The sequence below is a fragment of the Mesorhizobium sp. M0862 genome (assembly GCF_040319795.1).
GTDB lineage: Bacteria > Pseudomonadota > Alphaproteobacteria > Rhizobiales > Rhizobiaceae > Mesorhizobium.
In genome coordinates this window covers 1-12033 of record NZ_JAMYOJ010000047.1, presented here as the reverse complement: position 1 = coordinate 12033, position 12033 = coordinate 1, and the positions used below count along the sequence as shown (strand labels likewise).

16 protein-coding genes are annotated in these 12033 nt (G+C 62.5%); 10 read left to right on the top strand and 6 right to left on the bottom strand.

Annotation, left to right across the window (positions count from 1 at the left end; all coding sequences use genetic code 11):
• Positions 1-173 precede the first annotated feature (173 nt).
• From NKI15_RS31690 to NKI15_RS31680, 3 genes are all read left to right on the top strand, one after another.
• A complete protein-coding gene (locus NKI15_RS31690; protein WP_023698200.1) occupies positions 174-584 on the top strand; it encodes a VOC family protein in 411 nt (136 codons plus the stop codon).
• On the top strand, positions 581-1015 hold the full coding sequence (locus NKI15_RS31685; protein ID WP_023704207.1) for an EVE domain-containing protein: 435 nt from the start codon (positions 581-583) through the stop codon (positions 1013-1015). Before NKI15_RS31690 ends, NKI15_RS31685 begins: the two co-directional genes overlap by 4 nt.
• Positions 1016-1135: 120 nt before the next feature.
• Positions 1136-1558: a VOC family protein gene (locus tag NKI15_RS31680; RefSeq protein WP_023704206.1), complete on the top strand. Its 423-nt coding sequence runs from the start codon at positions 1136-1138 to the stop codon at positions 1556-1558.
• Here the strand turns inward: NKI15_RS31680 and lhpI are convergent.
• From lhpI to sppA, 4 genes are all read right to left on the bottom strand, one after another.
• Positions 1548-2513: a bifunctional Delta(1)-pyrroline-2-carboxylate/Delta(1)-piperideine-2-carboxylate reductase gene (gene lhpI, locus NKI15_RS31675; protein WP_023704205.1), complete on the bottom strand. Its 966-nt coding sequence runs from the start codon at positions 2511-2513 to the stop codon at positions 1548-1550. The two genes, NKI15_RS31680 and lhpI, sit on opposite strands and share 11 nt — an antisense overlap.
• Before the next feature lie 31 nt (positions 2514-2544).
• Positions 2545-2889: a lipopolysaccharide assembly protein LapA domain-containing protein gene (locus NKI15_RS31670; protein WP_023704204.1), complete on the bottom strand. Its 345-nt coding sequence runs from the start codon at positions 2887-2889 to the stop codon at positions 2545-2547.
• Between the two features lie 53 nt (positions 2890-2942).
• The gene (locus tag NKI15_RS31665; protein ID WP_006200394.1) at positions 2943-3227 is read right to left on the bottom strand and encodes an integration host factor subunit beta; all 285 of its coding nucleotides are present in this window, start codon (positions 3225-3227) and stop codon (positions 2943-2945) included.
• 80 nt (positions 3228-3307) lie between these two features.
• Positions 3308-4264 carry a signal peptide peptidase SppA gene (gene sppA / locus NKI15_RS31660; protein WP_023704203.1) on the bottom strand — a complete coding sequence of 319 codons (957 nt, stop codon included), beginning with the start codon at positions 4262-4264 and terminating at the stop codon, positions 3308-3310.
• A gap of 295 nt (positions 4265-4559) precedes the next feature.
• Between sppA and lptC the strand changes: the two genes are divergently transcribed.
• The 6 genes from lptC (at position 4560) to ptsN (ending at position 9953) form a co-directional block, all read left to right on the top strand.
• On the top strand, positions 4560-5273 hold the full coding sequence (lptC, locus tag NKI15_RS31655; protein ID WP_023704202.1) for an LPS export ABC transporter periplasmic protein LptC: 714 nt from the start codon (positions 4560-4562) through the stop codon (positions 5271-5273).
• Positions 5260-5844 carry an LptA/OstA family protein gene (locus NKI15_RS31650; RefSeq protein WP_023683069.1) on the top strand — a complete coding sequence of 195 codons (585 nt, stop codon included), beginning with the start codon at positions 5260-5262 and terminating at the stop codon, positions 5842-5844. Before lptC ends, NKI15_RS31650 begins: the two co-directional genes overlap by 14 nt.
• Entirely contained in the window at positions 5841-6659 is an 819-nt protein-coding gene (lptB, locus tag NKI15_RS31645; protein ID WP_023700100.1) for an LPS export ABC transporter ATP-binding protein, read from the top strand. The genes NKI15_RS31650 and lptB overlap by 4 nt, the downstream gene beginning before the upstream one ends.
• 212 nt (positions 6660-6871) lie before the next feature.
• The gene (gene rpoN / locus NKI15_RS31640; RefSeq protein WP_023707572.1) at positions 6872-8398 is read left to right on the top strand and encodes an RNA polymerase factor sigma-54; all 1527 of its coding nucleotides are present in this window, start codon (positions 6872-6874) and stop codon (positions 8396-8398) included.
• Between the two features lie 397 nt (positions 8399-8795).
• Entirely contained in the window at positions 8796-9380 is a 585-nt protein-coding gene (gene hpf, locus NKI15_RS31635) for a ribosome hibernation-promoting factor, HPF/YfiA family (RefSeq protein WP_023704200.1), read from the top strand.
• 108 nt (positions 9381-9488) lie between these two features.
• Positions 9489-9953, top strand: coding sequence for a PTS IIA-like nitrogen regulatory protein PtsN (gene ptsN, locus NKI15_RS31630; RefSeq protein ID WP_023669743.1), 465 nt, complete (start codon positions 9489-9491; stop codon positions 9951-9953).
• A gap of 71 nt (positions 9954-10024) precedes the next feature.
• Here ptsN and NKI15_RS31625 read toward each other — a convergent pair whose 3' ends face one another.
• Both NKI15_RS31625 and NKI15_RS31620 read right to left on the bottom strand, forming a co-directional pair.
• The gene (locus tag NKI15_RS31625; RefSeq protein WP_023683072.1) at positions 10025-10282 is read right to left on the bottom strand and encodes a BQ00720 family protein; all 258 of its coding nucleotides are present in this window, start codon (positions 10280-10282) and stop codon (positions 10025-10027) included.
• 64 nt (positions 10283-10346) lie between these two features.
• On the bottom strand, positions 10347-10772 hold the full coding sequence (locus NKI15_RS31620) for an Hsp20 family protein (protein WP_023669741.1): 426 nt from the start codon (positions 10770-10772) through the stop codon (positions 10347-10349).
• A 144-nt stretch (positions 10773-10916) separates the two neighbouring features.
• Between NKI15_RS31620 and NKI15_RS31615 the strand changes: the two genes are divergently transcribed.
• The gene (locus tag NKI15_RS31615) at positions 10917-11858 is read left to right on the top strand and encodes a nucleoside hydrolase (protein WP_023698210.1); all 942 of its coding nucleotides are present in this window, start codon (positions 10917-10919) and stop codon (positions 11856-11858) included.
• Positions 11859-12033: the final 175 nt, after the last annotated feature.

Here is a 12033-nt window from a genome sequence, read left to right as displayed (position 1 = left end):
GGACGACCTGCGCGAGCACAAGAAGCTCGCTCTGCGCCAAGCCGCATGACCAGCATCATGGCTGCCCCATTTTGCAGAACTTGACGCACACAACCGCCCTCGCAAGCCGCTGCTGCCAGAATCTGACAGTGGGGTCACCTATGCTCCTCCAATCGAAACCCTGGAGAGCAGACATGAACACCCCCAATTTCGTCATCCTTTATGTCGACAGCCCGGAGCGGAGCGGCGCCTTCTACGGTGCGCTGCTGGGACGCCAGCCGGTGGAGACGTCGCCGACCTTCGTGCTGTTTGTGCTCGACAATGGCTTCAAGCTCGGCCTGTGGTCGCGCCACACCGTGGAGCCGTCGGCCGCGGCCGCGGGTGGCGGCGCGGAGCTCGTCTTCGCGTTGGACCGGCCTGATGCGGTGGACGCCGCCTACACGGACTGGGCAGGACGCGGCTTGACCATCCTGCAGACGCCGACCGACATGGACTTCGGCCGCACCTTCGTTGCGCTCGATCCCGACAAGCACCGGCTGCGCGTCTACTGGCTGAACGACGGAGAACAGGCCAATGGGGAACAGGCCAATGGAGAACAGAAATGAGTGCGCACTGGATCGCGGTCGCTTCCGCCGAACATGTCCGGCGCGGCCGCGAGGCCGGCTTCATGCAGGTCAACCACGGCAAGGCGGCACCTTTGCGCCGCATCAAGCCCGGCGACGGTGTGGTCTACTACTCGCCGACCACAATTCTGCGAGAGAAAGACGGCCTGCAGGCCTTCACGGCAATCGGCACGGTGCGCGAAGGCGAGCCTTACCAGGGCGACATGGGCGGTGGCTTCACGCCGTTCCGCAGGGATGTCGAATGGGCAAAGGCCGAGGAAGCGCCGATCAAGCCGCTGCTCGAGCAGCTCGACTTCACCGCGGGCAAATCGAACTGGGGTTATCAACTGCGCTTTGGCCTGTTCGAAATTACCGCGCATGATTTCGCGCTGATCGCCGAGGCGATGGGCGCAAAGGCCATGAAGGCAGGCTGAAGCATCCAGCCGCCGGATCGGCAAGGCAGCGTGACAAGGCTGCTGACACCAAGTTATCAGCAGCCTTGTGCGACAAGCGATTGTCTTCAGATAGCGACGCGCTTGCCCCAGGAGAATAAGATGGACTTCGTCTCGATCCGCATCATTACCGACCAGATCAAGCCCTTGGTGGCATTCTACGAGACGATCACCGGGCTTACCGCAACCTGGTTCACAGACGATTTCGCCGAACTGGCAACGCCGTCCTGCACACTGGCGATCGGCAGCACCCGCACGCTGGCCCTGTTCGGAACTGACGTGGCGCAGCCGGCCGCCAATCGCTCAGCGGTCATCGAGTTTCGCGTCGCCGATGTTGATGCTGAGTACAGCAGGCTGGCGAAAATTATCGGCGATTTCGTACAGACGCCGACGACGATGCCATGGGGTAACCGGTCGCTGCTGCTGCGCGATCCCGATGGCAATCTGGTGAACTTCTTCACCCCGGTCAGCGCGGAAGCGATCAGGAAGTTCGATCGCAGAACCGGCGCAGACGCTACTGCTTGAGCGCGTTGTAGACGGCAATGCCGGCGGCAAGGTCCTCAAGCGCGGCGCCGACCGACTTGAACAGCGTGACCTCAGTGGGGCTCTGCCGGCCCTGTTTTTCCCCGCGCGCCAGCTCATGCAGATCGGCGACGATGGCTTCCGGCTTCAGCACGCCGGAGGCGAGCGGCTGGACGATGTCGCCGGCTTCCTTGGTGGCGCCGGCGCGGGTGTCGACATAGACGCTGGCGCGCGCGATCGCGTCGTCGTCGCTTTCGCGCATGGTCGGCGTGAAGCCGCCGACCAGATCGACATGCGCGCCCGGCTTGAGCAGCGCACCCTTGACCAGCGGCGTCGTCGTGATCGTCGCCGATGAGACGATGTCGGCCTCGGCGAGTTCGGCGTCGAGATCGCTTGCGGCCTCGGCGCTGAAACCGTCCGCGCGCAAATCAGCCGCGACCTTTTCGGCATTGGCGGGCGTGCGGTTCCAGATGCGGATGGTCTTGATCGGCCGCACCGCGGAGTGCGCCTTGGCGAGGAACGGCGACAGCGCGCCGGCGCCGACCACCAGAAGCCGCGATGCGTCCTCGCGGGCGAGATAGGAGGCCGCCACCGCCGAGGCGCAAGCGGTGCGCCACTGTGTCAGCCGTTGGCCGTCGATCAGCGCTTCGGGCTCGCCGGTGGCGCCGTTGAGCAGGAGGTAGAGCCCCATTACCGCCGGTTTGCCGATGGCGTTGTTGTCGGGCGATACGGTGACGATCTTGACGCCGATATGACCCCCGACCGACGTGCCGGCCGCATGGAAGTCGGTCCACGCCGGCATCAAAAGCAGCGTGGATGTGGCACCGTCGGGCCGCTCGACCCCGTGATGATGGCGGACGGGTTGCACAGCACCCTCGCGGAAGGCCGCGCGCAATGTCTCGACCAGCCCGGGAAAGGTCAGCGCCTGGTCGACAGCGTCGGCCGAAATGGTCAGCATGCAAAACTCCGCGAAGATAAAAGCGCCGGCTTCAGGCCGTTGGCTTCGGCAGCGCCGGCCCCTGGCCCGAGCCTTGCGGTGCGGCGGGTACCCGGCTGACCGCCTGGCGCAAATTCTCGGCCTCGACGCCGCGCTGGCGCGCCAGCTTGCGGTAGCGGCCCTGCTTGACCCAGGTCGCCAGGCTGCCGACGACCATGCCGATGGCGAGCGCCACGAACAGGAAGATGAACAGCGGCAAGGTCAGCGTCAGTTTCGGATTGCCGGGGTTGAACGGGTCGAGCGTGAAGGCGACCAGCTCGCGGTTGGTGACGGCCAGCGCAATCAGGATGACGGCGAGCGGCACGAAGACCACGATAAGTATGAAGCGGTTCAACATAGAAATTCCCTGGAGAAGTCAGGCCTTGATAACGCCGGCGCGTTGGTCCGCGCCTACTTGCCGCCATTCAGCCTTTCACGCAATTCCTTGCCGGTCTTGAAGAACGGCACCCACTTCTCCTCGACCTCGACGGATTCGCCGGTGCGCGGGTTGCGGCCGGTGCGGGCAGGGCGATTTTTCACCGAAAAAGCGCCGAAGCCACGCAACTCGACCCGATTGCCTTCCGCCAGGGCATCGGTGATCTCGTCGAAGATCGCTCCCACGATGTTTTCGACGTCGCGCAGGAAAAGATGCGGGTTGCGCGTGGCAATGATCTGCACAAGCTCGGATTTGATCATCAGAAAGGTCCCCGTGAAAGCGCTGCGGTCAAATTATCAGGATGATTTTATTTGCTTTTTTACTCGCCCCAACCGGCAGATCAAGGGTGCCAGACGGAAACGAGACCGTCAAGAAACAAGCGATCCGCGCCAATTTCGTGAAGCACGTCGCTGCCGGCCTCCGACATGCCGAGCGCGCTGCCGACGCTGCGCGCTATTGCTTTCGAGAACAGGAAGCCGCCACGCCGCTCGGTGTCCTTCCATTCCACCACCTTGAGCTTGGCGTCGACACCCTTGGTCGCCAGCCAGTCGATCGCCACGCTCTCGCCGCCGACAGCGTCGATCAGACCGTTGGCAAGGCCCTGGCGGCCGGTGAAGATCGAGCCGTCGGCAAGGGCCAGTGCCTGATCGCGGGTCATTTTGCGGCGCTCGGCGACGATGCCGACGAACCAGTCATAGCTGTCGAGGATGAGCTTGCGGACCATGGCTCGCTCGTCTTCATTGGTCGGCTTGAAGGGCGAGGGCGATGCCTTCAGCGGCGAGGATTTCACTTCCTCGAGCTTGATGCCGACCTTGTCCATCAGACCGCTGACATCGGGATACTGGATGAGCACACCGATCGAGCCGACGATCGACGTCTTGCGGGCAACGATATGGTCGCTGGCACTGGCGATCATGTAGCCGGCCGATGCGGCCAGCGTGCCGACCTCGGCCACCACCGGCTTGTCGGCGGCAAGCTTGCGCACCTCCTCGTAGATCGATTCGCCGCCGACCGTGGTGCCGCCGGGCGAATCGATCGCCAGGATGACGCCCTTGACCTGCGAGGATGTGCGGATGGTTTCCAGCCGCTTGATCAGTTCCTCGTCCTCGGTGATGGTGCCTTCGATCCTGACCTTGGCGATGTGGTCGACGGAAGAACCGCCGAGGTCGCCCCCATAGAACCAGCTTGCAAGCGCAATCACCCCAAGGGCCACGATGGCAATGGCGGCGCCGCGCCAGAAGGTCAGCTTGCGCCGCAAGCGGCGGCGGTCGATCAGGTCGTCGGCTCTCAGTGCCATGGTCTGCCTCACAGTCGGTGGGAAGCGATGCTTTTAAAGCAAGCGTCCGCGCCCGGCTACCTCTTCCTCAAGAGCGTGCGACGAAGCGACCTTCACGACGGAGGCATTTCAGGAAAAAATGACGCGGCGCGTTCGTTTCTGCTATGAAGTGAGGAAATTGTGTCGCCTGAGTTCCGTCTGTAAAACAGCGGCCGTCACATTTTTGCGGTTTTCCTCCGCTTGTGCTTGCTTGCGGGGGCCGGCAACCCACCTATAGCAGGTGTTTTGGCGGACAAGGGTTTATTAGAAGTCAGTCATGCTTGCGCGATCGAACGAACCGACCAATGCCGATGCGGCCTTGGCGCCCACGGCGCCAGCGGGCACGCGCGGCGACGCCTTCGACCGCGCCCAGCGCCACTCGCGCCGCGTGCGCGTGCTTAAGTTCGCCGTGCCGGTGCTTGCCGCCGGGATCGCGGTTGCGTTTCCGGTCTATTCCTATCTGGCGGCGCCGATCAACATTTCGATACAGGCAGACGGCACCGCTTTCGCGGATGGCAAGCTGGTGATGGCCAATCCGAAGCTCAACGGCTTCACCAAGGACAAGCTGCCCTATTCGCTGACGGCCTTGCGCGCCATCCAGGATGTCGGCAAGCAGGACATCATCGAACTCGAAGGCATCCATGCCAAATTGCCGCTGACGGCCGACAATGTGGCGACCGTCGACGCCAAGCGCGGCATCTACAACAGAAACGCCAACACGATGGACATGACCAGCAACGTTACCGTCACCACCACCGACGGCGTCGCTGCCATCTTCAAATCGGTCTTCCTCGATATGGGCAAAGGCTCTATGAAGACAGGTGATGCGGTCGATGTCAGCCGTAACGGCTCGCGGATCACCGCGGGTTCAATGTCGGTCGAAGACAATGGCAAGGTCATCGTTTTCGAGAACAAGGTAAGCGTTCACATCGATCCGGCCACTATGAAGGCGGCAGAGGCAAAGAGCGGAGAAACGAATGCGTCCCAGTAATTCGGCACGGCTTGTCGCCGCAGCCTCGGCCTTGCTGTTGCTGGGTATGGCGCCGTCCTGGGCTCAGTCCAGCGCCAGCAGCCAATCCGGGCTCAAACTGTCGGGCGACCAGCCGATCCAGATCGAGAGCGACAAACTTGAGGTCCGCCAGGCCGACAGCATGGCGCTGTTCAGCGGCAACGTCACCGTCACGCAAGGGCCAACGCTGCTCAAGGCCGGCAGCATGGAGGTCTACTACGTCAAGGACCCCAACGCCGCCAAAGGTGCTGCCGCCGGCGCTTCGGCTATGACCGGTTCGGCCAATATCGACCATCTGGTGGTCAAGAACAAAGTCTACATCAAGTCGAATGACCAGATCGCGACCGGCGACAACGCCACGTTCGACATGAAGACGCAGGTGCTTGTTCTGTCGGGCAAGGAGGTCGTCTTGTCCCAAGGACCCAACGTCCTCAAGGGCTGCAAGCTCACCGTGCAGATGAAAAGCGGCCTGGCTCAGGTCGATGGCTGCGGCGGGCGCGTCATCATGTCGATGACGCCGCCACCGAAATCCGAGGCCCCGAAGCCCGAATGACTGGCGTATCTTCGCTGCTGACCCGCCTTCCGGGACGGGCGGCCAGTAAACTTGCTGCACCGGCCACAGTCACCGTCGATTCCGCGAAGTTCAAGGGCACCCTGATCGCCAAGGGTCTGACCAAGAGCTACAAGGGCCGCAAGGTGGTCAGCGGTGTCACCATCGGCGTGCGCGCCGGCGAGGCTGTCGGGCTGCTCGGGCCGAACGGCGCCGGCAAGACCACCTGTTTCTACATGGTCACCGGCCTGGTGCCGGTCGATGAGGGCACGATCGAGATCGACGGTTTCGACGTCACCTCGATGCCGATGTACCGCCGCGCCCGCCTCGGCATCGGCTATCTGCCGCAGGAAGCCTCGATCTTCCGCGGCCTGAATGTCGAGCAGAACATCCGCGCCGTGCTCGAAGTGGTTGAGAAGGACCGCAAGGTGCGCGAGCGCAACCTCGACGAACTGCTCGAGGAATTTCACATCAGCCATCTGCGGAAGTCGCCGTCCATGTCGCTGTCGGGTGGCGAGCGGCGGCGTCTTGAGATCGCCCGAGCTTTGGCGACGCGCCCGGCCTACATGCTGCTCGACGAGCCGTTCGCCGGCATCGACCCGATTGCCGTCGCCGACATCCAGCAGCTGGTTCGTCATCTGACGGCGCGCGGCATCGGCGTGCTGATTACCGACCACAATGTGCGCGAAACGCTCGGCCTCATCGACCGCGCCTACATCATCCATGCCGGCCAGGTGCTGACGCATGGCCGTGCCGACGAGGTGGTGGCGAACCCCGATGTGCGCCGGCTCTACCTCGGCGAAGGTTTCACGCTCTGAGCGTGAAATTTGTTTCCTGACGTGATTTTTGCCGCCCCGCCGGGCTTTTTCTCCGGTTTTGCGTGAGATAATGCTTCCGTAGGGGCCTTTTGCCATCGTTCGCCTTGACAAGCAAAAGCCGGGCCAGTTTCTATGGAAGGTCGGAAAATTCATTTTCCGGCAGCTTCTGATGTGTAGGCTTCCGGGTGCAGAAGGGCGTTTGAAACCGAACCATGGCGTTGGCGGCGAAACTACAGCTACGACAATCCCAGTCGCTGGTGATGACGCCGCAGCTGATGCAGTCGATCAGGCTGTTGCAGCTCACCCATGTCGAGCTCGACCACTTCATCGACGACGAGATCGAGCGCAATCCGCTGCTGGAGCGCGCCGAGCCCCAGGATGACGCCGCAAGCGACCAGGTGCAGAAGGGCGATGCCGCTCCTGAGCCTGCCGCCGATGGCGACTGGTTCGAAAACGAGACGGCGTGGAGCGCCGAAGCGATCTCCGACAAGCTCGACAGCTCGCTGGAAAATCTGTTCCCCGACGATCCCGGCACCAGCGAGCGGCTCGGTCCCGACCTGACGGCGCAGTGGAAGTCGGCCACCGGCAATGGTTCGTCCGGTTCGTCCGAAGGCTTCGACGTCGGCGACATGGCCGCTGCGGCGATCACGCTGCGCCAGCATGTTGGCGAGCAGATCGCGCTTGCCTTTGCCGATCCGGCCGCAAGGCTGATTGCAGCCGAACTGGCCGACGGCCTGGACGAGGCCGGCTATCTGCGCGCCGATCCCGCCGAGATCGCCAAACGGCTCGGCGCCGATCAGGCGATGGTGGCCAATGTGCTGGCAGCCTGCCACACATTCGAGCCGGTCGGCCTGTTTGCGCGCGACCTTGCCGAATGCCTGTCGCTGCAGCTTGCCATGCGCGATCGTCTCGATCCGGCGATGAAGACGCTGGTCGGCAACCTCGAACTGTTGGCGCGGCGGGATTTCCAGACGCTGAAGCGGCTTTGCGGGGTCGACGAGGAGGATCTCCTCGACATGCTGGCCGAAATCCGCGCGCTCGACCCGCGCCCGGGCATGGCGTTTTCGGGCGGCGCCAGCGACGCCATCGTCGCCGATGTCGAAGTCCGCGCCGCCAATGACGGCAGCTGGACGGTCGAGCTCAATGCCGAGACGCTGCCGCGCGTGCTTGTCGATCACATCTATTTCGCCCAGGTCTCGCCGCATGCGAAGAATCAGGCGGAGAAGGATTTCCTGGCCGAATGCCTGCAGAATGCCAACTGGCTGACGCGCAGTCTCGACCAGCGGGCAAAGACGATCCTGAAAGTGGCGTCGGAAATCGTGCGCCAGCAGGACGCCTTTCTCGTCCATGGCGTGCGTCAGCTCAGGCCGCTCAACCTGCGCACGGTGGCCGATGCCATCGGCATGCATGAATCGACCGTCAGCCGGGTGACGGCCAACAAATACATGCTGACGCCGCGTGGCGTGTTCGAGCTGCGTTATTTCTTCACGGCTTCGATCGCGGCGTCGGGCGGCGGTGATGCGCATTCCTCGGAAGCGGTGCGCGACCGCATCAAGCAGCTGATCGACGAGGAAAAGCCCGCCGATGTGCTGTCCGATGACGCAATCGTCGATATGTTGAAGGAAAGCGGCGTCGATATTGCCCGGCGCACGGTGGCCAAGTACCGGGAGGGTATGAATATTCCCTCGTCGGTGCAGCGGCGGCGTGAAAAGCGTGCTCTGGCGAGCGCGGGGCGCTAGGTCTGCTTGCCCGGCAAGGCTTTTGCTATGGCTGGATTCCACAACTTTCCGACCTTAAAGCGCATCGCGCTGAAACGGATTCATACGACGCGCTTTAAGTCTTTGTTTTGATGCATGTCGTTGTCCCAGAACCGCAGCGCACTTCTGGGCGACATGCATTAATTGACAAGCTGCAATGAAGTGTCTAGAAGCCCGCCCGCATGAGACGGGCTCGCGGCCCGCATGCGGATGGTCCGTCACGATGAAGGCCACGGGACGGCCAAGAAGGCGGATTGTGATCAACCGGAAAGTTCGGATCTAAAATCGGCGCGAGTTGACGCCGCAAAGCTTGTGCGCACGGATCACGAGTATAAACTCTGGCCAGTTTGAAGCCTGAGCAAGGAAGGTCAGTTTTCAGATGAAATTGCGCATATCGGGTAAACACATGGATATCGGCGATGCGTTGCGTACGCGCATTACCGATCGTGTCGGCGAGGCGATTGGAAAATATTTCGATCGCGGTTTTTCAGGGCACGTCACGGTCATCAAATCGGGGTCGCGTTACTCGGCCGATTGCATGATCAGGCTGGATTCCGGCGCTTCGCTGCAGGCAACCGGCGATTCCCAGGATCCGACACTTGCCTTCGAGGCGGCCGCGGACCGCCTCGAAACCAGGCTGCGGCGCTACAAACGCCGTCTGAAATCGCACAATTCAGGCAATGGAAATGGCGAAATCACCGACATCGCCTATACGGTGATGGCGCCGCTGACTGATGACGATGAGGACATTCCGGAGGACTACGCCCCGGCCATCGTCGCCGAATCAACCATGACGCTGCAGACCATGTCGGTCGCGTCGGCGGTCATCGAACTCGACACCAAGGACAGCCCGGTTTTCGTCTTCCGCAACGCCGGAAACGACCACCTCAACATCGTCTATCGGCGGCCGGACGGAAATATCGGCTGGATCGACCCGTGGACGACCAAAGTCGCACAGGCGTGACGACAACGACAATGGTCGCACAGGTGACGACAATGGTCGCACAGAGATGATAGCCAGCCGCGCGAGGGGCGAGGACTGGTGACGGCAGGCGAATAAGGGATTTCAAACATGGATCTGAGCGATCTTCTCAACGTTCCGGCGATCTTGCCGGCGTTGAAGGCGAACTCCAAAAAGCAGCTTTTGCAGTTGCTGTCCGAGAGAGCGGCGGCGATTTCCGGCATTCCGGAGCGCGAAGTGTTCGACACCATCCTGCAGCGCGAACGGCTGGGCTCCACCGGCGTCGGCAACGGCATCGCCATTCCGCACGGCAAGCTCGCCGGGGTGAAGCGCATCGCCGGCGTCTTTGCCCGGCTGGAGACGCCGGTCGATTTCGAGGCCCTGGATGACCAGCCGGTCGATCTGGTGTTCTTGCTGCTGGCCCCGGAAGGCGCCGGCGCCGATCACCTCAAGGCACTGTCGCGCATCGCCAGGGTTTTGCGCGACGCCGACACGGTGGCCAAGATCAGGGGCACGCGCGACGCGGTCGCCATCCACGCTCTGCTGTCGGACACGCAAGCCTCGCACGCCGCCTGAAGTTCTTTGGAATTAAGTCTTCCAGGGGCCGCCGAAGGCGGCCCTCTCCATTTCAACCGCCAGCAGTCGCCTTAGTGAATGGCGACAGTGGTCAGGTCGTTTTCCATGGCGCCGGCCAAAGCCCGGTCTTTCGCATCCGAAAGCAGGATCGGCTGGCCGTTGGCGGCAAACAGGGCCCACAGGACCATACCAGGCGCTATTTCGCCGAGGTTGGGGAAGCGCCCGAGCAGCTCGTCGCTCGAGACCTTCCGGAGATAAGCGACCGAGCCTTCGCCGAGATGGGCGAATTCGCCGCTGGTCATGGTGATGGTTTCGTCAGTTCTGGTCATTTCAAGCCTCCTTGGCGCGAGGACGCCGCTCAAGGCCATCCCGCATGAGAGCCATCGGTAAAGATCAGTCTTTCACCGATATATTTATTTTCCGTACCAGCCGTTCGGTATCCGGCCGATCGAGATCGATCGACAAAAGGCCGTTCTTCAGTTCCGCTGCGATCACCCGCATGCCGTCGGCCAGCACGAAACAGCGCTGGAATTGGCGCGCGGCGATGCCGCGATGGAGGAATTCGCGCTCGGTGTCGTCGGTTTGACGGCCGCGCACGACCAACTGGTTTTCCTCCGTGGTGACATCGAGATCGCTTTCGGCGAAACCCGCGACAGCCAGCGTAATGCGCAGCCTTTCGGCCTTGCCGTCGGCACCGCTGAGGCGCTCGATGTTGTAGGGAGGATAGCTGTCACCGGATTTCGCCAGTCGTTCCAGGGTCTTTTCCATGGCATCGAAACCAAGGAGAAGCGGGCTGGAGAAGGGCGTCATTCGGCTCATGTTACACTGTCCTCTTTGGAGCGACATAAACTGGAAAAACCCGGATGGCATTTTTCCCGATGGTCTTGATATGGTCCGCGCCGCGGCCAAGTTCAAGCCGCCGAACACCCCCGCCAAAAAGACTCCCCCGCATAAGGAAATGAAATGCCCCAGACCCGCAAGATCATCATCGACACGGATCCCGGCCAGGACGATGCCGTCGCCATATTGCTGGCGCTCGGCAGCGCCGAGCTGGAGATCGTCGGCATCTCTGCTGTTGCCGGCAACGTGCCGCTGAAATTGACCGAAAAGAACGCCAGGAAAATCTGCGAACTGGCGGGACGGCCCGATATCAAGGTCTATGCAGGCGCCATCCGCCCGTTGGCGCGCGAACTGGTCACCGCCGAGGAAGTGCATGGCAAGACCGGCCTCAACGGCCCGCAACTGCCCGATCCGAAGATGAAGCTGCAGGGCCAGTATGCGGTCGACTTCATCGTCGAGACCCTGATGAAGGAAGAGGCCGGTACGATCACCCTGTGCGCGCTCGGCCCGCTCACCAATGTCGCGCTGGCGCTGATCCGTGAGCCGAAGATCGCGCCGCGCATCAAGGAAATCGTACTGATGGGCGGCGGTTTCTTCGAAGGCGGCAATGTCACGCCGACCGCAGAATTCAACATCTATGTCGATCCGCAAGCCGCCGACCTGGTGTTCAAATCCGGCATTCCGATCGTCATGATGCCGCTCGACGTCACCCACAAGGCGCTGACCACGGCCAAGCGCACGCAGGCCATCCGCCAGCTCGGCACCAGGGTCGGCACCGCGACGGCCGAGATGCTGGAGTTCTTCGAGCGCTTCGACGAGGAGAAATACGGCACCGATGGCGGCCCGCTGCACGACCCCTGCGTCATCGCCTATCTGTTGAAGCCGGAGCTGTTCAAGGGCCGCAACTGCAACGTCACCGTCGAAACCACCTCCGAACTCACCATGGGCATGACCGTGATCGACTGGTGGGGCGTGACCAAGCGGCCGAAGAACGCCATGGTGATGCGCGACATCGACCATGACGCCTTTTTCGCGCTGCTGGTGGAGCGGTTGGCTCGGCTTTAGCTCTGTCTTTCCTTTCTCCCCATTGTGGGTTCCGAAGGGACGGGGCGAGACAAGTGGCTCGCCCCCGGGCGGTGTCGCCGCAGGCGCCGGCGCGGTGTTGCAGGAAACCCCACCGGCTACCACCGCGGGAACCCCCCACAACCCTATAGGCGGGATAGCGCCCCAGCCCCGGGCG

What these genes read in the sequence shown, in the direction of transcription:
- NKI15_RS31690 (WP_023698200.1), top strand. Translation starts at nt 174, where the DNA reads ATGAACACCCCCAATTTCGTCATCCTTTATGTCGACAGCCCGGAGCGG.
- NKI15_RS31685 (WP_023704207.1), top strand. Translation starts at nt 581, where the DNA reads ATGAGTGCGCACTGGATCGCGGTCGCTTCCGCCGAACATGTCCGGCGC.
- NKI15_RS31680 (WP_023704206.1), top strand. Translation starts at nt 1,136, where the DNA reads ATGGACTTCGTCTCGATCCGCATCATTACCGACCAGATCAAGCCCTTG.
- lhpI (WP_023704205.1), bottom strand. Translation starts at nt 2,513, where the DNA reads ATGCTGACCATTTCGGCCGACGCTGTCGACCAGGCGCTGACCTTTCCC.
- NKI15_RS31670 (WP_023704204.1), bottom strand. Translation starts at nt 2,889, where the DNA reads ATGTTGAACCGCTTCATACTTATCGTGGTCTTCGTGCCGCTCGCCGTC.
- NKI15_RS31665 (WP_006200394.1), bottom strand. Translation starts at nt 3,227, where the DNA reads ATGATCAAATCCGAGCTTGTGCAGATCATTGCCACGCGCAACCCGCAT.
- sppA (WP_023704203.1), bottom strand. Translation starts at nt 4,264, where the DNA reads ATGGCACTGAGAGCCGACGACCTGATCGACCGCCGCCGCTTGCGGCGC.
- lptC (WP_023704202.1), top strand. Translation starts at nt 4,560, where the DNA reads ATGCTTGCGCGATCGAACGAACCGACCAATGCCGATGCGGCCTTGGCG.
- NKI15_RS31650 (WP_023683069.1), top strand. Translation starts at nt 5,260, where the DNA reads ATGCGTCCCAGTAATTCGGCACGGCTTGTCGCCGCAGCCTCGGCCTTG.
- lptB (WP_023700100.1), top strand. Translation starts at nt 5,841, where the DNA reads ATGACTGGCGTATCTTCGCTGCTGACCCGCCTTCCGGGACGGGCGGCC.
- rpoN (WP_023707572.1), top strand. Translation starts at nt 6,872, where the DNA reads ATGGCGTTGGCGGCGAAACTACAGCTACGACAATCCCAGTCGCTGGTG.
- hpf (WP_023704200.1), top strand. Translation starts at nt 8,796, where the DNA reads ATGAAATTGCGCATATCGGGTAAACACATGGATATCGGCGATGCGTTG.
- ptsN (WP_023669743.1), top strand. Translation starts at nt 9,489, where the DNA reads ATGGATCTGAGCGATCTTCTCAACGTTCCGGCGATCTTGCCGGCGTTG.
- NKI15_RS31625 (WP_023683072.1), bottom strand. Translation starts at nt 10,282, where the DNA reads ATGACCAGAACTGACGAAACCATCACCATGACCAGCGGCGAATTCGCC.
- NKI15_RS31620 (WP_023669741.1), bottom strand. Translation starts at nt 10,772, where the DNA reads ATGAGCCGAATGACGCCCTTCTCCAGCCCGCTTCTCCTTGGTTTCGAT.
- NKI15_RS31615 (WP_023698210.1), top strand. Translation starts at nt 10,917, where the DNA reads ATGCCCCAGACCCGCAAGATCATCATCGACACGGATCCCGGCCAGGAC.